General features: G+C 57.8%; 21 protein-coding genes and 1 tRNA gene. 10 read left to right on the top strand and 12 right to left on the bottom strand.

The window, feature by feature from the left end:
* Positions 1-13: 13 nt before the first annotated feature.
* The 4 genes from AOZ07_RS08360 to AOZ07_RS08345 all read left to right on the top strand — a co-directional run bounded on the left by AOZ07_RS08360 (position 14) and on the right by AOZ07_RS08345 (position 3,310).
* Positions 14-661, top strand: coding sequence for an NADPH-dependent F420 reductase (locus AOZ07_RS08360; protein ID WP_060701577.1), 648 nt, complete (start codon positions 14-16; stop codon positions 659-661).
* Between the two features lie 230 nt (positions 662-891).
* Positions 892-975: transfer RNA gene (locus AOZ07_RS08355), tRNA-Leu, on the top strand.
* A 100-nt stretch (positions 976-1,075) separates the two neighbouring features.
* Complete coding sequence (locus AOZ07_RS08350) at positions 1,076-2,053, top strand: alpha/beta fold hydrolase (RefSeq protein WP_060701576.1); 978 nt, start codon at positions 1,076-1,078, stop codon at positions 2,051-2,053.
* Between the two features lie 102 nt (positions 2,054-2,155).
* Positions 2,156-3,310, top strand: coding sequence for a glycosyltransferase (locus tag AOZ07_RS08345; protein ID WP_194943843.1), 1,155 nt, complete (start codon positions 2,156-2,158; stop codon positions 3,308-3,310).
* A gap of 52 nt (positions 3,311-3,362) precedes the next feature.
* On the opposite strand, the gene AOZ07_RS08340 is transcribed toward AOZ07_RS08345, so the two are convergent.
* The 3 genes from AOZ07_RS08340 to AOZ07_RS08330 are packed head-to-tail and all read right to left on the bottom strand — an operon-like array spanning position 3,363 to position 6,856.
* Positions 3,363-4,223, bottom strand: a complete 861-nt coding sequence (locus tag AOZ07_RS08340) for a MaoC family dehydratase (protein ID WP_060701574.1) — start codon at positions 4,221-4,223, stop codon at positions 3,363-3,365.
* Positions 4,224-5,561, bottom strand: coding sequence for a 3-oxoacyl-ACP reductase (locus tag AOZ07_RS08335; RefSeq protein ID WP_060701573.1), 1,338 nt, complete (start codon positions 5,559-5,561; stop codon positions 4,224-4,226). It lies immediately after the preceding gene.
* Entirely contained in the window at positions 5,561-6,856 is a 1,296-nt protein-coding gene (locus AOZ07_RS08330) for an acetyl-CoA C-acetyltransferase (protein ID WP_075972592.1), read from the bottom strand. Before AOZ07_RS08330 ends, AOZ07_RS08335 begins: the two co-directional genes overlap by 1 nt.
* 72 nt (positions 6,857-6,928) lie before the next feature.
* On the opposite strand from AOZ07_RS08330, the gene AOZ07_RS08325 reads away from it, so the two are divergent.
* Complete coding sequence (locus AOZ07_RS08325) at positions 6,929-7,588, top strand: TetR/AcrR family transcriptional regulator (protein ID WP_060701571.1); 660 nt, start codon at positions 6,929-6,931, stop codon at positions 7,586-7,588.
* A gap of 47 nt (positions 7,589-7,635) precedes the next feature.
* Complete coding sequence (locus tag AOZ07_RS08320; RefSeq protein ID WP_075972454.1) at positions 7,636-9,651, top strand: acyl-CoA dehydrogenase family protein; 2,016 nt, start codon at positions 7,636-7,638, stop codon at positions 9,649-9,651.
* Between the two features lie 66 nt (positions 9,652-9,717).
* Here the strand turns inward: AOZ07_RS08320 and AOZ07_RS08315 are convergent, their stop codons facing one another.
* From AOZ07_RS08315 to AOZ07_RS08305, 3 genes are all read right to left on the bottom strand, one after another.
* A complete protein-coding gene (locus AOZ07_RS08315; RefSeq protein WP_060701569.1) occupies positions 9,718-10,158 on the bottom strand; it encodes a VOC family protein in 441 nt (146 codons plus the stop codon).
* Between the two features lie 142 nt (positions 10,159-10,300).
* Positions 10,301-11,236: a dihydrodipicolinate synthase family protein gene (locus AOZ07_RS08310; protein ID WP_060701568.1), complete on the bottom strand. Its 936-nt coding sequence runs from the start codon at positions 11,234-11,236 to the stop codon at positions 10,301-10,303.
* A 49-nt stretch (positions 11,237-11,285) separates the two neighbouring features.
* The gene (locus tag AOZ07_RS08305; RefSeq protein ID WP_060701567.1) at positions 11,286-12,251 is read right to left on the bottom strand and encodes a DMT family transporter; all 966 of its coding nucleotides are present in this window, start codon (positions 12,249-12,251) and stop codon (positions 11,286-11,288) included.
* Here AOZ07_RS08305 and AOZ07_RS08300 point away from each other — a divergent pair.
* The gene (locus AOZ07_RS08300; RefSeq protein WP_060701566.1) at positions 12,250-13,662 is read left to right on the top strand and encodes an aminotransferase-like domain-containing protein; all 1,413 of its coding nucleotides are present in this window, start codon (positions 12,250-12,252) and stop codon (positions 13,660-13,662) included. The two genes, AOZ07_RS08305 and AOZ07_RS08300, sit on opposite strands and share 2 nt — an antisense overlap.
* Here AOZ07_RS08300 and AOZ07_RS08295 read toward each other — a convergent pair.
* Positions 13,659-14,222 (bottom strand): hypothetical protein, encoded by a 564-nt coding sequence (locus AOZ07_RS08295; RefSeq protein WP_060701565.1) that lies wholly within the window; start codon positions 14,220-14,222, stop codon positions 13,659-13,661. The genes AOZ07_RS08300 and AOZ07_RS08295 overlap by 4 nt on opposite strands.
* A 310-nt stretch (positions 14,223-14,532) precedes the next feature.
* On the opposite strand from AOZ07_RS08295, the gene pepN reads away from it, so the two are divergent.
* Positions 14,533-17,178 (top strand): aminopeptidase N, encoded by a 2,646-nt coding sequence (pepN, locus tag AOZ07_RS08290; RefSeq protein ID WP_084793187.1) that lies wholly within the window; start codon positions 14,533-14,535, stop codon positions 17,176-17,178.
* 78 nt (positions 17,179-17,256) lie between these two features.
* On the opposite strand, the gene AOZ07_RS08285 is transcribed toward pepN, so the two are convergent.
* The 3 genes from AOZ07_RS08285 to AOZ07_RS08275 all read right to left on the bottom strand — a co-directional run bounded on the left by AOZ07_RS08285 (position 17,257) and on the right by AOZ07_RS08275 (position 19,282).
* Positions 17,257-18,312, bottom strand: coding sequence for a lipoate--protein ligase family protein (locus AOZ07_RS08285; protein WP_060701563.1), 1,056 nt, complete (start codon positions 18,310-18,312; stop codon positions 17,257-17,259).
* Positions 18,313-18,446: 134 nt separating this feature from the next.
* Complete coding sequence (locus AOZ07_RS08280) at positions 18,447-18,704, bottom strand: type B 50S ribosomal protein L31 (protein WP_047119068.1); 258 nt, start codon at positions 18,702-18,704, stop codon at positions 18,447-18,449.
* Positions 18,705-18,850: 146 nt separating this feature from the next.
* Positions 18,851-19,282, bottom strand: coding sequence for a TrmH family RNA methyltransferase (locus tag AOZ07_RS08275; RefSeq protein WP_084793186.1), 432 nt, complete (start codon positions 19,280-19,282; stop codon positions 18,851-18,853).
* A 201-nt stretch (positions 19,283-19,483) separates the two neighbouring features.
* Between AOZ07_RS08275 and AOZ07_RS18165 the strand changes: the two genes are divergently transcribed.
* Together AOZ07_RS18165 and AOZ07_RS08265 are read left to right on the top strand one after the other, a co-directional pair.
* Entirely contained in the window at positions 19,484-19,888 is a 405-nt protein-coding gene (locus tag AOZ07_RS18165) for a recombinase family protein (RefSeq protein ID WP_084793185.1), read from the top strand.
* A gap of 453 nt (positions 19,889-20,341) precedes the next feature.
* Positions 20,342-21,079 (top strand): hypothetical protein, encoded by a 738-nt coding sequence (locus AOZ07_RS08265; RefSeq protein ID WP_060701561.1) that lies wholly within the window; start codon positions 20,342-20,344, stop codon positions 21,077-21,079.
* A gap of 128 nt (positions 21,080-21,207) precedes the next feature.
* On the opposite strand, the gene AOZ07_RS08260 is transcribed toward AOZ07_RS08265, so the two are convergent.
* A complete protein-coding gene (locus tag AOZ07_RS08260) occupies positions 21,208-22,896 on the bottom strand; it encodes a restriction endonuclease (protein WP_084793184.1) in 1,689 nt (562 codons plus the stop codon).
* Positions 22,897-23,150: 254 nt separating this feature from the next.
* Positions 23,151-23,753 (bottom strand): hypothetical protein, encoded by a 603-nt coding sequence (locus AOZ07_RS08255; protein ID WP_060701559.1) that lies wholly within the window; start codon positions 23,751-23,753, stop codon positions 23,151-23,153.
* Between the last annotated feature and the right edge of the window lie 103 nt (positions 23,754-23,856).

Below are 23,856 nucleotides of genomic sequence, written 5' to 3'. Positions count from 1 at the left end.
TTAAGCTGGTTTCATGAGCATCGACAAAATCGGCATTCTCGGGGCAGGCCGCGCCGGAACCGCGTTGGCTAGAGCGGCAGCCTCCAGTGGCATTCACGTGAAGATTGCAGGCTCCAGGCCAGCGCGGCTCATGAAATATCATGTGGCGCAGTATGCGCCACAGGCCACCGCCGTGGACGCCACCGACATCGCCAAAGACGTACAGCTAGTAGCCCTCATGGTTCCGCAGGAAGACTTGGATGACATCGACAGCGAATCGCTTGCCGGTTCACTGCTGATCGACGCAACAAACCGTTGGAACGACGAACCGCTGCCGCACTGGCTGCTAAGTGCAATTGATCGAGGCCTTTCAAGTTCAGAGGCGCTCGCTGAACACTTCAGCCAATCCCGCGTGGCCAAGGCCTTGAACCACATCAGCCACTGGGATCTCGATGCGGATCGAGCCTCCAAATCCGCGGCCCGGCGCGCCTTGGGAATCGCGACTGACAGTCCCCAAGATGCCGCATTGGTCGCGTCATTGGTTCGCCAATTGGGTTTCACCCCGGTTCAGCTTCCCGATTTGGCCGCCGGCATAGCGCTGGAACCCACGGGGCAAATCTTCAATGAGGTACTTGGCGCAGAAGAATTCATCCGAAGGATTGGCAGCGAAAATCAACCATGAGTGCCGGCTAAACCTGTGCTTCACTAGGACAATCACACAAGTTTCATGTGACCCTTGCCACTGATCGAGGGATTTTTTCCCTTAAATCACTACTCAACCCTGAATTTACCGCGAAATTACGGGAGTTTTTCGGCATAGGGGCCGAGAACCGCCCGATTGGAATTCACTCGAAAGGGATGGTAAAGTTTTACTTCGTTGCCAGCGATAACAACGCGAACAACGAGTAACCTGCGCGGGTGGCGGAATAGGTAGACGCGCTAGCTTGAGGTGCTAGTCCTCGCAAGAGGGTAGGGGTTCAAGTCCCCTTTCGCGCACAGGTGAAATTCCCGGTTGACTTAGGTCAACCGGGAATTTCTTTTTATGCGCTCGACGCAGATGCCCTTCGCTTCGCTCTTCCTCGCATAAGGTTCAGCTATGGATTCCACAGGTCACCTCAATAGCCCCGGCGAGCATGGATTTCTTCCCGTCAGTGATGGGCATCGCCTGTTCTGGGAGGAATCAGGCCATCCCCAAGGCGTCCCGGCCTTGCATCTTCATGGCGGCCCCGGTGGGACCCTGGGGAATTCAGGTTACCGGCATCGCTGGGATCTGGCTCGCACCCGCCTTATCGGGTTCGAGCAACGCGGTTGCGGGCGCTCGACACCATCGGCTGCCGATCTCAATATCCCTGCAGATCAATTCACGACCCAGAAACTGATCGAGGATATCGAGGCCTTGAGAATCGATCGAGGAATCGACAAGTGGATTTTGAATGGAGTGTCCTGGGGGTCAACATTGGCGCTGGCGTACGCCCAAGCTCACCCAAGCAGGGTGCTCGGCCTCGTTCTCTTTGCCGTCACGACGACAAGTCGCGAAGAAGTCCAGTGGATAACTGAAACAGTCGGGGCCTTCTTTCCCGAAGCTTGGGACCGGTTGTCAAAATTTGCCCGGACGCACATCCCTGGTTATGAATCAGGTCGAATGTCTTTGGTCGAGGCCTACGCCCAGATGCATTCCTCCCCTGTTTCCGATCTTCGAGATGCCGCATCGATCGAATGGGCGCTTTGGGAAGATACCCATATTTCTCTCGGCAGCGAACGGGTCCTTCGCGATCCACGCTGGAAGGAGAAACAATTCCGCCACGCCATGACCCGCCTAACCACGCATTTCTGGTCTCACTCCGGATTCTGCCAGCCGCCGATTCTGGACCAGGTCGAGCTCATCAATCATCTTCCGGCAATATTCATCCATGGAAGGAACGACGTTTCCAGTCCTGCGGCAACTGCTTGGAAACTACATCGGTCATGGCCAGGTTCTGAGCTGCAGATCTGTGAAGGGGATGCACACGGCGGGGCATCAATGGTGGAGCACTGGACAGCAGCAAACTTGAAAATGCTGGACCTCGCTTCTTGATAGCATCAACTCTGGGCATTCAGCCACAGCAGCCCGTCTCCCCCGAATATTCCTGGAGCCATCAACATGCGCATTGCCATGCTTTCCCTGCACACTTCGCCCATGCAGCAACCGGGTTCAGGTGATGCCGGCGGCATGAATGTCTACATCCAGAACTTGTCCTTTGCGCTGGGCGCCCTGGGCCATGAAGTGCACATGATTACTCGCACCGCGGCTGAATCCCAATCGCTTCAGGTTGGCGAAGGCGTTTGGATGCACGAAGTTCAGGTGGCTGCAAATCAATCATTGTCCAAGGAACAGCTTCCAGAAATCATTGACCCCGCTGTCCTTGCAGTATCCGCACATCTTCAGGGGCTGAAGTTCGATATAATTCACGCCCATTATTGGCTCTCGGGAATGGCTGGACTCGAACTCGCAGAGCTTTGGTCCGTTCCGCTGCTCGTTTCGATGCACACCTCGGCATCGGCGAAAGAACATGAGTCGGGCATCCCCGAGCCGGGCAATCGTAAACAGGCCGAGAAACAATTGCTGTTTCAATGTGCCCGTATCATTGCCAACACGCCGGTTGAAGCCAAGCAGCTCGCGCGCTTCTACCAGGTCGAATCCACCAAATTGGACGTGGTGCTGCCCGGGGTCAATCACCGGATTTTCCACCCTGATCAGGACAAGCTGCGCCGCCCGCTGGGCGAAGATGACTTGCACCTGGTCTACGCGGGCCGCATGCAACCGCTCAAGGGCGCGCACTTATTACTTAATGCCATGGGCGCGGCACGCCGCAGCCATCCCGATTTGCGGATCACCGCATCGCTTTTTGGCGCATCTTCTGGGTCCGCGGACTACGATTTGAAATCAATTGCCAGCGAACAGAACCTGAGCGATGTTGTGCGATTCTATGATCCCTTGGAACCGTCCAAACTGGCTCTGGTTTTTGCCAATGCGGATATTGTCGCGGTTCCGTCGCTTTCCGAAACCTTTGGGCTGGTGGCCGCCGAAGCACAAGCTTGCGGGACACCGGTCTTGGCCAATGCCGTTGGCGGGCTCGCCTATGCGGTGGACGACGGAAAATCGGGTTGGCTTATGCCTGAAGCGGACCCTTCCCTGTGGGCCCAGAAACTTGTTGAGCTGGCCCAGAATCCTGATGCGGTGACAACAGCCGGTCATGGCGCCCTTGAACATTCTGGGCTATTCACCTGGGAGCGTGCCGCAGTGGCGACGCTGGCCAGTTACCGAATTGCCCAGTCTGAAGTTCAAATCTGATTAAACGCTCTGGTCTTCAATCGTTGCTGATTGAAGACCAGAAGCGTGCCGATTAGGAACCGGCGGCAGAGAGTTCCAACTCGAAATGCGGCTTGCCCTTGCGCGCGTGCCACGCGTTCACTCGGTAGCCATGAGCAGTTGGCTCAAAGGCCAAATCAACGGCGGCCGGTAGAACTACTGGGGTCTTGAACTCGATGTTCCATGAGTAGGACCCCCGGCCGGGTTCAATACCGGCCAGCGCTCGTGCTGCCATGTAGATACCGTGTGCAATGGCTCCGGGCATCCCCAGAACTTTGGCGCTCAACGCCGACAAATGGATCGGGTTGTAGTCACCGGCGACTTTCGCCCACCGCCGGCCAGTGCCAGCGTCAAGTTTCCAGTGGGCAGTACGAACCGGCATGTCAAAGGCAGTGCGCTCACTGCTCCTTGGCTTCTCGCCGGACAGTTTTACGCCTTTGGCAAGGAAGGTACTGCGCAGGAGCATTCGATCTTTGCCGTCGGCTACGATCCGGATTACCAGATCACACATTGCCCCTTTTGAGTGGGCACGCAGATTTTCGCTGTGCACCTCGACATCGAAGGCTTCACCCTCGCCCAGGGGCGCGGCGACATCGACGTGATTGCTCAAGTGAATCATGCCCAGAAGTGGCAATGGGAAGTCATCATGCAGCATCAGGGACATGGCCAATGGGAATGCCAAGGAATGTACATAAAGGCTGGGCAGCACGGCGTTCATCGGCGCTCCCACTGCCCTGCGGTACTCGTTGAGCTTCTCCGGGTCAGCGTGGGCGCCCTGGAAGACCAGTACTGTCTGCGGCAACACAGGATCCTTGGGTTTGCGTCCGAGAGTTTTTGCGGCTTTGGCAAAAACCGAGGCCATGGAAGGGATCTCGGAAACGATCTGCGCGCCCATTCAGGCACCAACCAGCGATTGTCCGCACACGCGGAGCACTTGCCCGTTAAGACCGGCGGCCGCGTCCGAGCCGAGGAAGCTGATAGCTTCGGCTACGTCTTCTGGCAAACCGCCCTGCATCAGTGACGGAAGGACCAAGCGCGCCACAGTGCGAGTGCCGACAGGAATCTTTGCCGTCATGTCGGTTTCAATGAACCCTGGAGCAACGGCCGCGATTGATCCGCCATTTTCGGCAAACAGCTTGGCGCTTGAGCGCACCATGCCGATCACGCCGCCCTTGGACGCAGCGTAGTTTGTCTGGCCGCGATTGCCTGCAATGCCAGAGGTGGAGGCCAGCGACACGACACGCAGGTTCGGCAGCTTTGCTGCCAGGAAGGCCTCGTTCATGCGCAATTGGGAGGCAATGTTCACGGCAATGACGGAATCCCAGCGGCCTGCGTCCATGTTGGCCAGCAACTTGTCGCGGGTGATCCCGGCGTTATGAACCACGATGTCCAGCGAGCCGTGGCGACCGATGGCATGATCCATGATCTGTTGGGCCGCATTTGGCGCGGTAACATCCAGCTGGAGAGTCGTCGCTCCGATGGTATTGGCCACCTTTGCCAATGAGTCGCCAGCTTGCGGCATGTCTACGACGACTACCTGCGCGCCGTCGCGGGCCAAGGTGCGGGCGATAGCTGCGCCAATGCCCCGAGCTGCACCCGTGACCACTGCGACCTTGCCCGCCAATGGCCGGCCGAAATCATCTGGCAGTGCGCCGTCGTCGTTGCGCACCGTCAGGAACTGGCCGTCGATATAGGCACTGCGACCGGAGAAAAAGAAACGCAGGGCTGCCAAGGCACTGGGGCTGACCGCGGAAGTCGACTCTTCGAGCACGATGCCATTGGTGGTGGAGCCACCGCGCATTTCGCGTCCAAGGGAACGGATCGCTCCGTCGATTCCCTGGCGTACTGCAGCCAGAGCCGGGTCGTCTTCTGCCGTGGCTGGACGCGATATGGAAACAACGCGCGCGCCAGGGAGCAGTTGGCGCAGGGCGCGACCAGCACTGAGCATGATTGGCGAGAGCGACTGCGGATGATCCAGCTCTTCAAGCAGCAGCAGGATGCCACCGAGTTTGGCCTCGCCTGCATCATGCCGGCGGACATCCAGCCCCCAAGAAACCAGGATGTCGCTGAGTTCCTGGGCTCGTGCCGATGCACCGAGCACAAGAACTGGCCCCGGCAGCAGCGGGCTATCTGGAGTGTAGCGGCGCAAGCGTGGTGGCCTGGGCAAGCCCAAGAGCTTCGCCAGCTTCTTTGTCGCCCCGGTGTTCACGAGTTCCATGTACTTGTCTGCCATTAGCTGCGTGCCTCCAAAATTGCCACGACACCCTGTCCACCTGCAGCACAGACAGAAATCAATGCGCGTCCTGAACCCTTTTCATGCAGCATCTTCGCGGTGCTGGCGATGATGCGTCCACCGGTGGCGGCGAATGGGTGGCCCGCGGCCAACGAGGATCCGTTGACGTTCAGCTTGCTCCGGTCGATGGCTCCCAGCGGTGCTTGCAGCCCCAGCTTCTCACGGCAGAATTCCTCATCTTCCCATGCTTTGAGGGTCGAGAGTACTGTCCCGGCAAAGGCCTCATGGATCTCGTAGAAGTCAAAATCCTGCAGGGCGAGATTATTGCGTTCGAGCATTCGGGCGGTCGCATAGGCCGGTGCCATCAGCAATCCTTCTCCACCGTGGACAAAGTCCACCGCGGCTGCCTCGAAATCAACAAAGTTGGCCAGCATCGGAAGGTCGTGGCTGCGAGCATATTCCTCGCTCCCCAAGAGCACCACCGAAGCGCCGTCGGTCAGCGGGGTCGAGTTGCCTGCGGTCATGGTTGCTTCGTCGCCAAGATTCTTGCCGAAGGCCGGCTTGAGCTTGCCCAGCTTTTCCAAGGTCGAATCGGCGCGCAAGTTATTGTCCTTGGACAGGCCGTTAAAGGGGGTTATGAGGTCATTGAAGAAGCCACGGTCATAAGCAGCGGCAAGATTTGCGTGGCTGGCCATGGCCAATTCATCTTGTGCTTCGCGGGTAATTTTCCAGGCCTGGGTGGTCAGCGCCTGATGATCGCCCATGGACAGTCCCGTGCGTGGCTCTCCGGTGCCTGGCGCCGAGGGCGCCAGGTGCGATGGGCGGATCTTTGCAAGCGCTGAGAGCTTGGCCTTCGTCGTACGTGCACGAGCCAATTCGAGCAAAATTCCACGCAGTGATTCAGAAACGGCAATCGGCGCATCCGAAGTCGTATCGACGCCACCGCCAATAGCCGACTCGAGCTGTCCAAGCTTGATCTTGTTGGCCAGCGAGCCGATGGCTTCCATTCCGGTGGCGCAGGCCATCTGCACATCGTAGGCGGGAGTTGCCGGATCCAGCGAAGAGCCGAGGACCGATTCACGAATGAGGTTGAAGTCCTTGGAGTGCTTGAGCACTGCGCCACCGCTGACCGCGCCCATGCGCTGGCCTTGCAAGCCGTAGCGGGCCACGAGCCCTTCGAGAGCGGCGGTGAACATGTCTTGGTTCGACGCATCGACGTAGGCGGTATTGGAACGAGCAAAGGGGATGCGGTTTCCACCGATTATCACGGCATTGCGCACTGACTGTTGGGCCATGTTCAAAAACTCCTCCATGGATTGTTGTGACTCCTATTACTGTAACCAAGAGTACATGATACTGTGAGTAACGTGAACAAGATCACGGAAGCAATAAACGGTGAAACTGACGGTCGAGCATCGCGCTGGCACGCGCATCGGACCGCCCGCCATGAAGAACTGCTCAAGCTGGCACGCAAGGCTGTGCACAAGCTCGGGCCGCAGGCATCGATGGAGGACATCGCCAGCCTCGCGAAAACATCCAAACCCGTTTATTACCGATACTTCGGCGACAAGGAAGGGCTGCGCCAAGCCCTGAGCGCCAACGTCATCAACGACTTCCGCGAACGGGTCATCGCCGCGGCGCTGGCGAAGGATCAGGAACTGAGTTCCATGCATGCCATGGTCACGGCCTATCTTGAACTGGCTGCCAACAGCCCGAACCTCTATTACTTTGTGACCAGTGCACCACGCTCGGCAGATGACATGTCCGCAGGTGCCCTGAACGATTTTTTCGATGAAGCCTCTGAAATGATCAGTGATCGCTTGCTGAAGCTCTACGACCAAAAAGCAACAGCCGCCGCCCTGGGCTATTGGCCGCGCGCTGCCCTAGGCATGGTCCGAGCCGCAGGAGAACAGTGGCTCCGCGAACCGGACTCGGACTCGAAGCCGAGCATCGAAACCATGGCCCGCGAACTGACCAACTGGCTGGCCTATGGCATTGCTTCGACTTCCGGCACAAAAAACCCATGAACAACAAAGCATCAAGCTCCGACTCACCAAAGAATGAAAGGAACGTTATGAGCGAGAACCGCATCAACGTCACCGACCTGGCAGAACAGCTACTTGGCCCCTATGCAGAAATTCGCAAGGCCTCGCGGGCTCGAGCCGCTCGCCCTGAACTCCAGCGAGATCCGCTGCTGGGCATGGACGAACATCGCGACCGCGTCTTGGGCCAGCTCAGCCTCCTAGTGGAAGAAGAAGCAGTTCAGCGCGCCTTCCCGGTAAAATTCGGTGGTTACGATGACCATGGAGGCTCCATCGCTTCCTTTGAGGAGCTCGTTGCCGCGGACCCATCCCTGCAGATCAAGGCCGGCGTCCAATGGGGCCTCTTCGCCGGTGCCATTCTTCACCTTGGCACCGAAGAGCACCATGCCAAGTGGTTGCCCGATGCCATGAGCCTGAAGACCCCGGGGGCTTTCGCCATGACCGAAATCGGCCACGGCTCAGATGTTGCCTCGGTGGCGACTACCGCGACCTACGACGAAGAGTCCGAAGAATTCGTCATCCACACCCCATTTAAGGCGGCGTGGAAGGACTACTTGGGCAACGCCGCATTGCACGGCAAGGCAGCCACGGTCTTTGCCCAGCTGATCACCAAGGGCGTCAATCACGGCGTTCATTGTTTCTACGTTCCAATCCGTGATGACGAGGGAAACTTCCTGCCAGGCATCGGCGGAGAGGACGACGGCCTCAAGGGCGGGCTGAACGGGATCGACAACGGCCGCCTGCACTTCACCAATGTCCGCGTGCCACGCACCAACCTGCTCAACCGCTACGGCAACGTTACTGCCGATGGCAGCTATAGCTCCCCCATTTCTTCTCCAGGCCGCCGCTTCTTCACCATGCTTGGCACACTCGTTCAAGGACGCGTCTCCCTTGACGGTGCCGCCACCAGTGCTTCGAAGATTGGCCTGCAGATCGCCGTGACCTACGGCAATCAGCGCCGCCAGTTCAATTCCACCTCGGATACCGAAGAGACCACGCTGCTGGACTACCAGCGCCACCAGCGCCGCCTGATCACCCGGCTGGCTCGAACCTACGCATCCTCCTTCGCCCACGACGGACTTCTGGACAAGTTCGATGCCGTCTTCTCCGGACGGGCCGACAGCGACGAAGACCGCCAGGATCTGGAAACCCTCGCTGCCGCCTTGAAACCATTGAGCACCTGGGACGCACTGGATACCCTCCAGGAGTGCCGCGAGGCCTGTGGCGGTTCCGGCTTCATCGCCAAGAACCGCTTCACCCAGCTCTACCAGGACCTCGACGTCTACGTAACCTTCGAAGGCGACAACAACGTTTTGCTGCAGCTAGTGGGCAAGCGCCTGCTCACCGATTACGCGGCGGAATTCCGCAAGCTGGATACCGGTGCCATGGCTCTCTATGCAGCCAAGCAGGTCGGAAGTACTGCCTTGCACCGTTCAGGCTTGCGCAGCGTTGGACAAGCCCTGGCTGATGTTTCCGATGAACGAAAGAGCGCCAATTTCTTCAAGGATCCAGACAACCAACGTGCGCTGCTCACCGATCGGATCAATGCCAAGGTTGCCGAAGTGGCCAATGCCCTGCGCGCAGCTGGCAAGAATCCAGTCAAGGCTGCACAGGCCTTCAACGAAAATCAAGAGCTGCTGATTTCTGCGGCGCGGGACCACGGTCAGCTGCTTCGCTGGGAAGCATTTACCGCGGCGCTGGAAAAGGTCGCAGACCCGGCAACATCCGAAGTGCTCACGTGGCTTCGCGATGTTTTCACGCTGAGCCTTATTGAAGAAGATCTTGGCTGGTTCCTGGCCAATGGGCACCTTTCGATGCAGCGTGCGCGGACACTGCCCGGTTACCTCAACCGCCTGCTCGCTCGATTGCGACCCCACGCCCAGGATCTCGTTGACGCTTTCGGCTATACCCAGGATCATCTGCGTGCCGATATCTCCAATGGCACCGAAGCAGAACGCCAGGACGAGGCCATGGAGTACTTCCGCAAGCTGCGTGCAAGCGACAACGCGCCAATCAGCGAAAAATCGTTGAAGAAGGCTTCGGCTTAAACCAGACAAGTAGGCGTCCGATTTCAATCATTTGAAATCGGACGCCTACTTTTAGACAACGGCGTTCTACAGGCGTTGGGCGAGAGCGATAATCAGTCCTTCAGGCCCTCGGACGTATGCCATGGCCCAGAGGCCTTCATATTCGCCGATTCCGCCGATTAGCCCGTAGCCTTGGTACTCCAATTTGGCCACTGTTGCCCGCAAGTCATCAATTTCAAAAGCCAATGATCGAAGCCCCAGTACGTTTGCCATCGCTTGCGGCTGCCCAGGACCATGGTCGGGTTTTTCAAAGCTGGATAACTCGATTCCCACGTCGCTCCCGGGCGCCTTCAGCATCACGATGCTGGTGCGCGAGTCAGGGACGCCACTGACGGTTTCCAGAAAATCGCCTTCGATGCCGTCCACCCGCCCATCGATTTTCAGGCCGAGCTCAACAAAAAAATTTGTGACTTCTTCAAGGTTCGCCACCGTAATGCCGATATGATCAAACCTCTTGATGCTGCCCATAGTTGCCGCCTTCTGGCTCTAAACTTCGCTTACCCCAGTTGCATTCATGCTACGAGCAGACCCGCTTTTACACCAGCGTCCCGACATCCCTTCATGAGTCGCGAAATCCGGTAAAACATCATGTCAGAGTAAACTTAGAGCATCAGGAATTATCTCCTGTGAACTGCTGCCCGGCCGTCTCGTCAAGCCCGAGTTCATTCAATACGCCGATCAATACCTGGCGCTGCTTCGAGCTCAGTCCATGAATTGGCAACGGCAGGCAGCCAGGTGCTGCCAATCCAAAGTGCTCAGCGATGGCTGCACTGATTCGCAGGCTTCCGCCGAATTCGGTGAATAAAGACCACAATGGTTCGAGGCGCCGGGAAATATCCAATGCCTCGTGGTGATCACCGGCTTGAACTGCACGGGTGATATCCAGCATCGGACGGGGAATCGTTCCGCCAACCGCCGTGTACCAGGCATCGCATCCGGCGACGAGTCCTGCAGCACCGAAGGCGTCCCCGGAAACACCGATGCCCACATGCTCAGGCAAAATGCTGCGAATCGCATCAACATGTTTCTTGGCCCTCCCTGCGTGGTCGGGAACCCCGGGGATCTTGATCGAGGCAATCCCAGGCAGGCTGGCAATCCGCGCATACAGATCGTTGCTGAAGGCAAAGTGCGTTGTGCCAGGATTGTCATAGACAATCACCGGCAGGCTGCTGTGTTCAGTGGCCGTCCGATAAAGGCCCAGAACTTCGGATTCTCCCAGCCTTTGATAGCCAACGGGTGCTAGCAGGACGCCATCGGCACCTGCTGCCGCCGCATCATCAATGTGCTCCAAGACGTGAGAAGTACGCATCGCGCCAACACCAATTACCACTGGCACACCTGCAGCATTCGCCACTGCCAATTGAGCGACCCTTGCTCGTTCGGCCCGATCCAAGTACATATAGGAACCGGTGGAGCCGAGCGCAGTAATCGAATCCACCCCAGCCGAAGATAGCCGTCGGACCAATCCAGAAAACGCGGATTCGTCCACTTTGTCGTCCGCCAAGGGAGTGAGCGGGAATGCGCTCAAGCCAGTAAAGGTCTTCACGGGCACCTCTTTCAGTTTCGGTTCATTTCATCGTGCCAGAGAACTTCGACTAGTTCATTGAATGCGTCCTGATGGTCCTTTCCATGGGAGGCGAAGTTGAGGTTCTGGAACGTATGGCAAACAAGGCGCATAAAATCACGGCGCATCCCCCTGCTACTGTGCTCCAGCCGATATGCTCACCCAAAAGCAATGCCGCCCACCCTAGTGTCAGTACGGGTTGGGCCAGCTGCACCTGGCTAACGCGGGACATCGGGCCGATAGCTAAGCCGCGGTACCAGGCCACAAAGCCCAAGAACATGCTAACTAGGCCCAAATAGGCGAAGGATCCCCAAGCAGCTATGCCCCCGGTTGGCACCTGATGATTAATGCTCACCACGCTCAGTGCCAGCATCAGCGGAAAGGCCAGGACTAATGCCCAGGATATGGTCTGCCAGGAGCCCAATTCCCGTGCCAGCAGGCCTCCTTCTGCATATCCAGCAGCACAGACAACCACTGCGGCAAAGAGCAGCAGATCCGCCACTTGAATGCCCGATAGTCCCCCACCGCTAATTACAGCAAAGAACACCGCTGCCAATGCACCAAGGGCAGCGGCGCACCAAAACGAAGCACGGGCTCGTTCCTTGGTGCGGATAACAGCCGCCACGGCCGTGGCCGCTGGAAGAATCGCAGTGACCACAGCGCCGTGGCTGGCTGGAACGGTAGCCATGGCGAATGAGGTGAGCAGCGGAAATCCTGCCACCACGCCGCACGACACCACGGACAGTCGAATCCATTGCCTGGTACTTGGACGTATTTGCTTGGTGGCCCCGAGGGCAACAGCGGCTACGAGTGCCGCAATAACCGCGCGCCCCGCGCCGATAAAAAGCGGATCCATGCCCTCGTTGGACACGGCGATGCGGGTGACTGGAACCGTCAATGAAAAGGCGCAAACGCCAAGCAGGCCCCAAAGCAGACCTGCCGGGGAGTTGAATAGCGGTTGATGCTTTAGATGAGTAGCGGTACTATCATGATTCATGATTAACAGTAGCAGTGAAAACTTGGTTTTGATACTGCGCAAATGGATCTCCCGAGCTCCCGCCGGAACCCAGCTGCCATCCACTCGACAGCTGGTTGCTGAACATTCGCTCAGTCCAGTTACGGTGCAAAAAGCCTTGCGGGCATTAATCGCCCAAGGATTGATCGAGTCCCGCCCGGGCATCGGAACTTTTGTTCGTGGAATGCCCACGGCGCGACCATACGACTACGGCTGGCAGACGGCGGCTCTGGGCACTCCCCGGCAAAAGCTTCCCGAGGTCCACCCCAGCCAACGCACTCTGCCCAACGACTTCATAGCCCTGCAGTCGGGGTACCCGGACCGGGAACTGTTGCCGGAAAGATTGGTGAAATCAGCCTTTGCACGGGCCGCGCGCAGCGAGTCGGTCCTGCAAAGAACCGAAGCTGCCGGGCTGCCAGAACTTCAATCATGGTTCGCCGCCGAACTGGCCGAACAGATGCTTCCCGGGCTCAGCGCCCCCAGCGCCAGGGACGTCATCATATTGCCCGGAAGCCAGAGCGGATTGGGGTCAATCTTCCGAGCTCTGGTTGGCGAGGGGCATCCAATGCTGATCGAGTCGCCAACTTATTGGGGTGCTATTCTCGCGGCTGCACAAGTGGGCGTTACGCTGATCCCCATCCCGGCGGGCCCGCAAGGTCCAGATACCCGAGAACTGGATCGCGCCTTCGAACGCACCGGCGCCCGGGCTTTTTATGCGCATCCGAACTTCGCCAACCCCACCGGAGCCCAGTGGAGTCCAGAAGTTTCGGAACGAGTTCTTGAAATCCTGAAAGCACGCGGTGCTTTCCTGGTCGAAGATGACTGGGCCAAGGATTTTGGAATCAGCAGCGATTCATCCCCATTGGCGGCCCGAGAAGATAACGGGCATGTCGTCTACTTGCGTTCGCTGACCAAGAGCGTGTCCCCGGCGGTGCGCGTCGCAGGACTGATCGCCCGCGGCCCGGCCAGGGACAGGATCCTGGCAGATCATCAAGCGCAATCAATGTATGTCAGCGGACCACTGCAAGCGGTGGCATTAGACGTGGTCAGCCAGCCAGCATGGCGAACACACCTTCGATCCCTGCGCCAGCAGTTGGCTGGCCGGCGCGACCTGCTCATCGAGTCGCTCGCCCGGCATGTTCCCGAAGCCCATTTGCAACTGGTTCCACCGGGCGGGTTGAACCTTTGGGTGCAACTGCCCGATGGGACCGACCTGCGCCGGCTGGAACGCGAATGCGAAGCCCGCAAACTCGCCATCGCTCCCGGTGCGAGCTGGTTCCCCGCCGAAGAGTCTGGCCAATATCTGCGGCTGAACTATTCTGGGCCGAATCCGGGTGCTTTTGACCAGGCGGGAAGGATCCTGGGCGAGGCCTTGCGCTCCGCTGACCGCTAGGCCAATCCGTCCACTTCCACCAAGCCGCGGCGAGTAGGCACGGGCGCGACGTGGGTTCCATTGCCGGCAACCAGCTGAATGCTCAACAGGCGCGGGGCATTGCCCTGTGCGGTCTGCAAGATCCACGGGCCAACCATGAGGTACGAGCGATCGTTTTCTGCTTCTGTGACGACCCCTGTGATCACGAAGTCCCCGTACGGTTCCTGGCTAAAGGAAGCAACCACCAGATCGCCATGGGAGAGCTGCGCAACTTCGATGTCCTGGGGCGAGAATTCCCCATCGAACTGCGCCGGGAATGCTCGTACATCTTTATCCGGTTGCCGTTGCATCACCTCGGAGCCGTCGCTGGCTTTGGCCTTCTTTTTAGCAGCGGCGGCGTTCAGCCCTCCCACCATCACGTCGTCCAGGACGGTGGTGTGCGCTGCTCCGGTAACCAGGAAGTTTCCAAAGCGCTCGGTTTTGTACAGGACCGAAATCACCTCGGTTTCCCCAATGGCGCCGAAGGCTGCCTTCATGCCGGCGACGTCGCGCTTGGAAGGGCCCTTGATAAAGGTGTCCATTGGCTTTCTCCGATGCTCAAGAGTGCGGGGTGTCGCTTTAACCCTAGGTCAGAATGCCCCGCCAAGGAAAAACGCCTTAGCGCCAATGCCCGCCAGCCCCTCAAGGGGCGACGGGAGGATCGGCGGATTCAGCCCACCTGCCTTCTGCGCTCGGTAGCATACCTGGCCAGCATGGAGAACAGCGGATGCGCGGCCATTCTGGCCTCCGCCGGCAAGAACCGCGCAGGCTCGCCGCGGGGAGCGCCAGGAGAACAGGAATTAAATGGCCACCCAAGGTCTCAAACATTTATTTCACAGCTAAGCTGGAATGGTGGACACTCTAGAACGCTATGCACCAAATGAAAACCTGAGACGCGATGAAGCGGCTTGGCGCGCTGAAAACATCATCTGGCACTTCGCGGAAGTGCAACTGGACCTGGGCAACGCGCCCGAGCCGTCGGCCGACAGCTATGCCTCGACGACGACGCTAAACTTTTCATCCTTGCGCCCGGACACCTTCATCGACTTCATCCACGAATCCGTGGAGGAAGTTCTGGTCAACGGCACCGCCATTGACCTGTCGACGGCCGTCCTGGACTCACGCATCTATCTCGATAACCTGCGCACGGACGTGCCAAACACCGTCAAAGTCACCGGTCGAGCGCTCTACTCGCGCTCCGGCGAAGGCCTGCACCGCTTCGTTGATCCGCAAGACGGCGAGACCTATCTTTATACGCAATTCGAGCCATCCGAGGCCCGCCGTGTTTTCGCCTGCTTTGAACAGCCGGACTTGAAAACCAGCTTCCGCTTCACCCTCACTGGCCCCGCAGGCTGGCACCTGGCCAGCAACCAGCCGATCGTGGACGAAGTCTTCCACGATGACGGCACCAAAACCGTCGCCTGCTCCCCCACCCCGCCAATCTCCAGCTACATCACCGCGGTCCTTGCCGGCCCGTACCATGTGGAGCGTGGCGAGCATGTCCAGGAACTGCCAGACGGTGAAGAGCTTGTTATTGAATTGGCGGCGACCTGTCGCGCCTCGCTGGCCGAGCACTTTGACGGCCGGGAGGTTTTGGAGCTGACCAGCCGCGGGCTGAGCTATTTCCACGAGCTTTTCGACTACCCCTATCCATGGGGCAAATACGATTCGGCCTTCGTTCCCGAATACAATCTCGGCGCCATGGAAAATCCGGGATTGGTGACCTTCACCGAACGCTACGTGTTTACCTCGCACGCCACCGAGGGCCAGTACGAGCAGCGCAGCAACACCATCATGCACGAAATGGCGCATATGTGGTTCGGCGACCTGGTCACCATGAAATGGTGGGACGACTTGTGGCTCAAGGAGTCCTTCGCCGACTACATCGGCACCCTGGCCAACGACGAGGCCACCGACTTCACCACCGCGTGGACGACCTTCGCAGCCCGGCGCAAGGCCTGGGCCTACGTCGCCGACCAGATGCCCACCACGCACCCCATTGTTGCCGATATCCCCGACCTGCTGGCGGCGGACCAGAACTTCGATGGCATCACCTACGCCAAGGGCGCTAGCGTGCTCAAGCAGCTCGCGGCCTTTGTGGGAGCAGACGCGTTCCGCGACGCGGCGCGCTCCTACTTCCGCAAGCACGCCTACTCGAATACCTCGCTGGAAGACTTCTTGCAGGCTTTGGAAACTGCCAGCGGCCGGGATATGCGCCAATGGGCCGATGCATGGTTGAAAACCAGCGGTGTCCCCAAGCTGAAGGTTGACCTCAAGACCGATAGCCAAGGCGTCATTACCCACGCTCAACTCAATCAGTTCGGCTCGGATCCGGTGACCGGCCAGCCGATAGTGCGTCCCCATGTCCTAAGCGTGGGCGCCTATGAACTTCGCGATGGGCAACTGGTGCGCACCGACACCGTGCCGGTAGAACTTGTGGGCCAATCCGTGGCACTTGATTTCCTGGTAGGCCGAAGCGTCCCTGATCTCATCCTGCCTAACGACGGTGATGAGACTTATGCCTTGATTGAATTTGATGAGGCCTCACGCGCTACCCTGCTGGAAAACCTGTCAGGTTTGGCTGATTCCTTGCCGCGCGCTACCTGCTGGGCTTCGCTGTGGGATGCCGTTCGTTCAGCGACCTTGGATGCGCAAAGTTATGTCGATGCGGTGCTGGCTCACGCCCACACCGTAACCGACGCTGGAGTTTTTGGAGTTCTCACGGATCAGCTGGTGAGCTCGATTTCCAAATACGCCGCACCGGAGCTGCGGGCAGAATTACGCACTCGCGCTGCTGGGATCCTCACGGGCTGGCTCAGCAAGTTCGAGCCGGGCAGTGATCAGCAAACCACGACTGCTCGAACCTTGACCCGTTTGGCACGAGCCGGTGTTGCCGGTGAAGTCATTGACGCGTTCCTCGGCGAGCAGCCTAACGCCTACCAGGTCACGGTCGATGAGCAGTTGCTTTGGAATTCCTACATTGCACTCGCCGCTGCTGGCAAACTCGACGCAACCGCTGAAGCCGCAATGCACGAAGCCGCCAAGCAGAACCCGACGAGCGTTGCGCTCAATGCGGTGAGAACTGCATTGGCTGCCCGCCCCGATCCCGAGGCGAAGATGAACGCCTTCGACACCGTCTTGATGGCTCGCGATGAAAAGGGCCAGTTGTCCAACGATGCACTTTCCGCAACGGCCTTGGGCTTTTCCATGGGTTCAGCGGCCCTGCTTGCGCCTTTCGAAGAGCGCTTCTGGGCCGCTATCCTCCCAGTCTTCGAATCCATGAGCATGGAGTTCTCGACGCGAGTAATCGAAGGACTCTACCCGGCTCATCAAGACTTGGATGGCTCGGTCGAACAGAACCAGGCCTTGTCGGCAGCAACTGCCTGGCTAGAGGAAAATGCGCAGGCACCGAGTGCATTGAAGCGCATCCTTCTGGAAGAACGCGCGGAACTGGAACGCTCGCTGAACGCGCAAGCTTTCAGCCGAACCAGCCGCTAGCTGCCGCTCAGAAACCAGCGGGCCTGCGCAATGCATCGAGCCCTGCGCAGGCCCGCTGGCCTATTCCCCTTGACGTGCCTAGGGAACGCGAGCGGTCCACTGCTCGGTGGCAAATTTGGTTTCAGCGAGCTCTTGAGCCGCCTGACGGGTAGCATCATCAAGTTGTGCTTGCTTGGCACCGGTACGCTGCGCGAAGGTGTCCATCATGACCTGAATGATTTCCATGCGCTCCAGATCGGTCTGCGACTTCAACGGATCCACCCGCTTCACCGCCGAGGTGATTCCCTTGTCTGAAATTTTCTCCCGGCCGATGCGCAAGACCTGAGTCATCTTCTGGGCGTCAATGTCATAGCTCATGGTGACGTGATGAAGCATGGCGCCATTGGCGAACCGCTTTTGCGCCGCGCCGCCAATTTTCCCTGCTTCTGTGGCAATGTCGTTCAATGGCTTGTAGTGCGCCTTGAGACCGATGTTCTGCAGCGCCTCCATGACCCAAGCATCCAAGAACGGGTAGGAATCGGCAAAACTCATGCCATCGACCAGCGATTCAGGCGCATACAGGGAATAGGTGATGCAGTTGCCTGCTTCCATGAACATGGCACCGCCGCCGGAAATGCGGCGAACCACTTGAATGCCGTACTTGTCGGCTTGTTCCATATCGACTTCGTTCTTGAGCGACTGGAAGGAACCGATGACAACCGCGCCTTCGTTCCAGTCCCAGAAGCGAATGGCCGGCTTGCGAACGCCCTTGGCGATCTGGCGGGTCAAAACCTCATCCAGCGCCACTTGTTCAGTGATGGGGATGATTTCCGGTCCGAGTATTTCCCACTCGTGGTCTTCCCACTTAGTTGCATGCCCGAGAGCGCGCCGCACCACGCGGGCGACAGCGTCCGCATCGAATCCGAACATCACTGCGTCTTCGCGCAGGTTGTTGGCTACGGCATCGCGGATGGTGCCATGGCTGGCGTCAGTAGGCAATCCCCGCACCGCCTCGTTGAGATCTTCCAGTGCCTCGTCCGGCTCCAGGAAGAAGTCTCCGTTGAGTGATACATCAGTGATTGTCCCGTTGCTTGTTTCAAGATCAACTACGACTAATTTGCCACCGACTACCTTGTATTCACCATGATGCATCATGTTCTCATTCTATCCCCGGGCACCTGCGCCTCGAACTCGTTCCACGGCTGCCGGTACAGTTCCGTTAAAGCAGCAGCGGCGCGCTTCCAGAGAAACTGGAAGCGCGCCGCGTAAAGCTTGCGAGGGGCGAAGTACTACTTCTTGCCGCCGAAGCCCTTGAAGCGGGCGTTGAAGCGCTCGACACGACCAGCGGTGTCCATGATGCGCTGCTTACCGGTGTAGAACGGGTGCGAAGCAGCCGAGATTTCAACGTCAATCACTGGGTAAGTGTTGCCGTCTTCCCACTCGATGGTCTTGTTCGAGGTTGCGGTCGAACGGGTCAGGATCTTTTCGCCGGATGCCAGGTCGTTGAAGACAACTGGGCCGTACTGTGGATGGATATCAGCCTTCATAGCTATACACCTTTTTGTTTATGGCCACTGGATTTTGCCAGCAGCTAATTGCTCGGAAATTCGCCATGCAGTACAACGTTCATTAATGAACCTGCAACACACAGACATTACATCCTATCGCACATTTACGGCCAAGGAGAACCGCCTCAGCGTGGGGCAGAACACAGATGCCAGAAGGCAATGGCACTGGCCGCGCCGACGTTGAGCGAATCCACTTCCCGATGCATCGGAATGATGACCGTATGGTCCACGGCAGCCAGCGCTTCTTGCGTTACTCCCCTGCCTTCATTGCCCAGGATCATTGCTATTTTCTGGCCTGGGGCAATCTGGATGTCGTTGAGCGCAATCGCGTCGTCAGTCAATTCCATGGCCAGCAGGTCATAGCCGTGCTTCTTGAGCTTGACCATGTCATCCGGCCAGTTTTCCAGGCGTACCCACGGAAGATCAAAAACGGTCCCCATGGAGACCCGTGCACTGCGGCGATACCAGGGATCAACGCACTTAGGCGTCAGCAATACTGCATCAATCCCGAGCCCCGAGGCCGACCGGATGATGGCACCCAAGTTGGCGACGGTCATAAACCCTTCCGCGAGAATTCCCACCCATTGAGTGAGACCATCATCTTCGGGTCATTATCACGAGCACTAGATGTTTCCACAAGTCACGCCGCATTATGGTTCCAAATCAGTGGCCACCGCGGCCTATATGGTGTTCAATAAACCCATGCCACACATCGCTCTTCCACCAGCACCTGGCTACCGCCAGGGGCGCGATTGAGAATGGCTCGTATCGGTCTCCTCCGCATTGGCGATGACCCCGACGATGTTCGATTACAGCGAGAAGCGCTGACTCCCATTTGCTCAGATATCGTCGAGGAACCGGCATCCTGCCGACGACTCGTGCAGAATCGCCCCGAACTCCTCACCGCACTGACCAAGGTCGGAACCGACGACATGCTCGTCGTCACCCGTGCCCGCACCCTCGCGCAGCACGCCGATGATGGCCTCGCCGTCCTCATCGACATCATTGACCGCGGAATCACCGTCAAGGTCCTCACCGGCATCGCCGCCGGAGAACACACATGGCGCTCCCCCGCTCTCGGCTCCATCCGTGAACTCACCCGAGTTCGCCACGAGATCCAGGTCCAGCGAATCAGGGCTGGTATCACGGCAGCGCGCGAGTGAGGAAAGAAGCACGGACGCCCGGTCTCCATCGACGAAGATACGAAGTGCTTGATCAGGTTGCGACATGCTGCCGGGGATGCGATGCGAGCGATCGCCCAGGAAGTCAGCGTGTCCGTCGGCAGCGTGCATGGGGTACTGCGCAAGAGCATAACCTGAGATGTACAAGCGGATCATGAAGCGCTGGAAAACGAGGCAGATGCTCACATTCTAGTACCGCGTTCAGCTTCACGAATTGCCGGCAGGAGCCACGACGAACTGTAAAATCTCAAGGTGCATGACGGGCGATTCACGAAAGACGACACGCTCCAAGTGCCCGTACACTTCAGCTGAAGGCAAGCCCTCCGGGCTGCTTTGAATCGAGGCGATCACCGACATCGTATTCTTCAACCCGGGGACGGTGGAGGCACTCAGCAGTATGATGCCATCGGTTATAAGGACTGAAAGGAATCAGGTATGGCGCTTGCGTTCAAAGATGAGCGAGAAATCGTGGATCACGCGAAACAGCTCGAGGACCCCGAAATCTGCTTCTTCCCAGCTGAGAGCGATCTCGCACACCGGGTGCTTAAGTCGCTGCGCGGCACCTCTCTCACGCACCGCGAGCGTCCCGATTTTGAGGATCTCCCAAACTCGCTCCTACTGGAGGCGATGCAGGTAGACGATCATCCACGGCCGGGTAGAAAAGATGCCACTCGTGCCCGCGAAGGATCGGTTCTGCGAGAGTTACGTGAGGCCGGATTCGCTGAGATATTCGCGAACGCCTCGCTCATAGCCAACGTAAACACGCAACTTCCCACCGATAAAGACCACAACTACCCGGCATACCTCACACAGTTTGCAAAGGTCATCGGTGATCACGCTAGGAAAGTCACCGACTACCGGGAGACGCGTCCCGGCTTTGATCTCGGGTTTCTGATTCTTGACGAGTCCAGCGCCTACATCGAAACACTCGGCGCGTTCGGATCGGATTATCAAGTCAGGCCGCATGTGTGGTTCGCAGATAGAGCCTTTGCCGAAATCATACAGGCAGCCGGAATTGATTGCGTCGCGTGGCTGACACCCTACAAGGTAATCCTCGGCGCGGACGGGACACACTACCCGCTGCCGCAACTGACAATCATCGACCTGGGTCTGATCGACGACCAGTCGCATGTTCCCTATGATGCGAAGCGCATGAAGTCCGCCGAGTTATAGGACTCGCTAAACAGCGGCGGCACTGAACCTGGATAAGTCGGGCTCGTCACTGTGCGTCATCTGTTAGGTCCGGTCGCCCAAGACCGATCGCCACGACACCACACGACGCTCCACGAGGGCAACTGACATTAGCTGGCTGACTCACGTTCAAGCCTGTACTTCACCGAGTGCTCTGGTGTCTCGAGCATTGTGTACGTGGATCCTTCAATGTCACGGTGCCCGAGAATGATCGGGTTGTCGAACCGGGCAATAACCTGTAGTGCCACTTTCTGCTGGCCGACTGTGAACTCCAAAGGTAATGATGCCTCAAAGGAACCCTCGGGTGTGTCTCCATCGAGACCGATAAAGATCACGTCTTCTTCTTTATATGTCACCGAGACTTCTAACCCTTGGAGCAACCTGTCCGCCAATTGCCACCCCTTGATTTCTTCTTCCTGAACGGCCTCGGTGTCGGGCACCTTTATCACGTCCCCTGTTTCGCTCTGCAACTTTGCAAGGAAGCCGAGAAGCTGCACCATCATCGTTAATCGTTTTTCAAACGCTTCAGGCCACTGGAGTGCAAGATTGGAATCGAAGACTCCCTTCTCAGGAGGAGCATAGCGTCGACTTAGCCGACCGATGTTCGGCGAATGACAATGTTGTAGAAAAGTCACAGCTGGCAAAACCTTGGATATCGGCATATCTGTCAAATTATTTAGGGTAATAATCCGACTCGAATTGTTGCCAGAAACGTTGTAACGATCCTCCATTTCGAACACCCCGTTCGTTTCCTTCAAGACGACTCTATATCCCTCTGCGCCGTGGCTTCGTTCGACTCGGTCCAGGTCTACGCTTCCGAGCACAGTCATGTCCGGCGCAAGAATCTCCAAACGAAGTTCGGGATCCCCTCCTAATTCGTTGTTGGTTGACCAAACAGAAACCGTAGCCTCCTCCAAGGCTCGACCTAGACCTCCTGGAGCATCAATCGTCCCGCTGAAGGATCCCTGCGGACTTTGGAACGGAGAACCGTAGGCGATGAAGTCTTCAAAGGATTTGTGAGCCGGGCTACCGGTTGCAATAGTCAGCCTGCCTTCAACTTGAATTGGTCGCTCAGCCGACGACGCCGCACAACGTGCAATTACATCAACCACCGCCCAATTGCCAGTGACGCTGTCTTGGCTCGCCATATGCAGAACAAGCCCCGGGCGAGAGGATACTGGTGGCATACCCCCACTTCCGAATCGATGTTCATAACGGTAGTGAGGGTCATCTTCAAGTGTCTGCAACGCAGTCTCTACCGTTTCGTGAACGGCCGGGACACTTAAACCGTTTGCTGCTTTAGTTGCACTGAAGGCAGTTGCAACCACCTTGTACGCTTCCTCCATTCGAGAGCGACCACCATGAAGGTAGTAGTCAATGACTTCCGGGTACTTGGCAGCAAGCGATTCAACGCGTGTGAGCCCATTCCATATCGCTCTAACGCCGTGTCCTTCTCCAATGCCATGCAGCCATTTGTCAGCTTCTGGGGAGGGGTCCCAAGGCAGAACTAAGTGCCATTCCTTCACGTTCAGATCGGACCAACGCGGGTCCTTCATGAGAGTGGCGAGGGAATTTTCTACGGCATCCTTTTCATTCTTACCCAGTGGCTCCGTATACCTCTTCACTTGGTAAACGACATCGGAGCCTCCAGGCCCTGCACCTCGGTCAAGAATATCAACTCCGCCGTCACCCCTTGACGGCGTAATGCGTGTGGAATGCGGGTGCTCACGATTTACGAACATCGCGACGACGGCTTCCACATCAGCTCCGTCAAGTCTCGTCCATTCAACTCTTGTCATATAACAATATTGCCTAATGGAGCCGCACAGTCAGCTAATTTCCAGAAAATAATACGGTACCTAGTAATATGCCGCGACGTTTGGCACATCAACACGACAGTCTCTCAGAATACAACCGAGGATCTCCGACGTTATTGGCTACTTCTTGCCGTCAAATCTGGCCATCGGGGCACCATAGCGACGATGATGCAAAACCCCGGACAGCGGTAAGTTGAATCAGCACATGCGCGAGAATCTATTTGCCGCCACGAACGTCAACCGAGATTCTTCTGACTATCGGAACCGACACCGACAGGTTGCCAATCGATCTCTCTCCGCAGGGCCTCCCCCAGAACCTCCGCCATTGAGTTGTAGCCATGCCCGAACTTTAGCAGTTTCTCATTCGCATGGTTCTCCAGAGCTTCGCCGCTGAGACCCTGCAGATCCGTGGGCAGCATTGACAGACGCTTCGAGAGATCCATGAATCTCTTGACAGCTGACCGAACTTGTGGGTCGAGAACTCTCTCGGCATACCGACTCGCAGAAACTTCGGCTTGAAGCATTTCCTCGCTGAGCCCCTCAGGAAGTTGCGTGTATTTCTCGTCCCGAGCCTGCATGTGATCGAAATGCATGGTCTTGCCGGTCAGTCGTGCGACTCTCTGCAGAGCGTCTTGCAGCTCCATGAGCGTCTCGCGTTGAAGTGCGCGCCTTTCATTCTCAAGTTTGGCTACTGAGTCCCGTCGACGCATTGCCATCTCGCCTTTGAGCGTCCGTTCGTCCCGTCGACGCTCATTGATTCCAGCCAAAACGTACCCTCCGAGCGATGCAAGCAGGGTCGCAAAAGCTAGAATGATCTGACTTACCAGTGCGCTATCCATACCGCCCCGACCTTTCATCCACAGAATGTTGCCCCGTCGAATAGAACACTGTCGCACTCAACTCCGCTACGTAGAAAAGGACTCCTATTTCCACGCCCTTCTG

Source organism: Glutamicibacter halophytocola, from assembly GCF_001302565.1.
GTDB classification, from domain to species: domain Bacteria; phylum Actinomycetota; class Actinomycetes; order Actinomycetales; family Micrococcaceae; genus Glutamicibacter; species Glutamicibacter halophytocola.
Note: the sequence above shows the minus strand (reverse complement) of the source record. Positions and strands in the feature narration are given on the sequence as shown.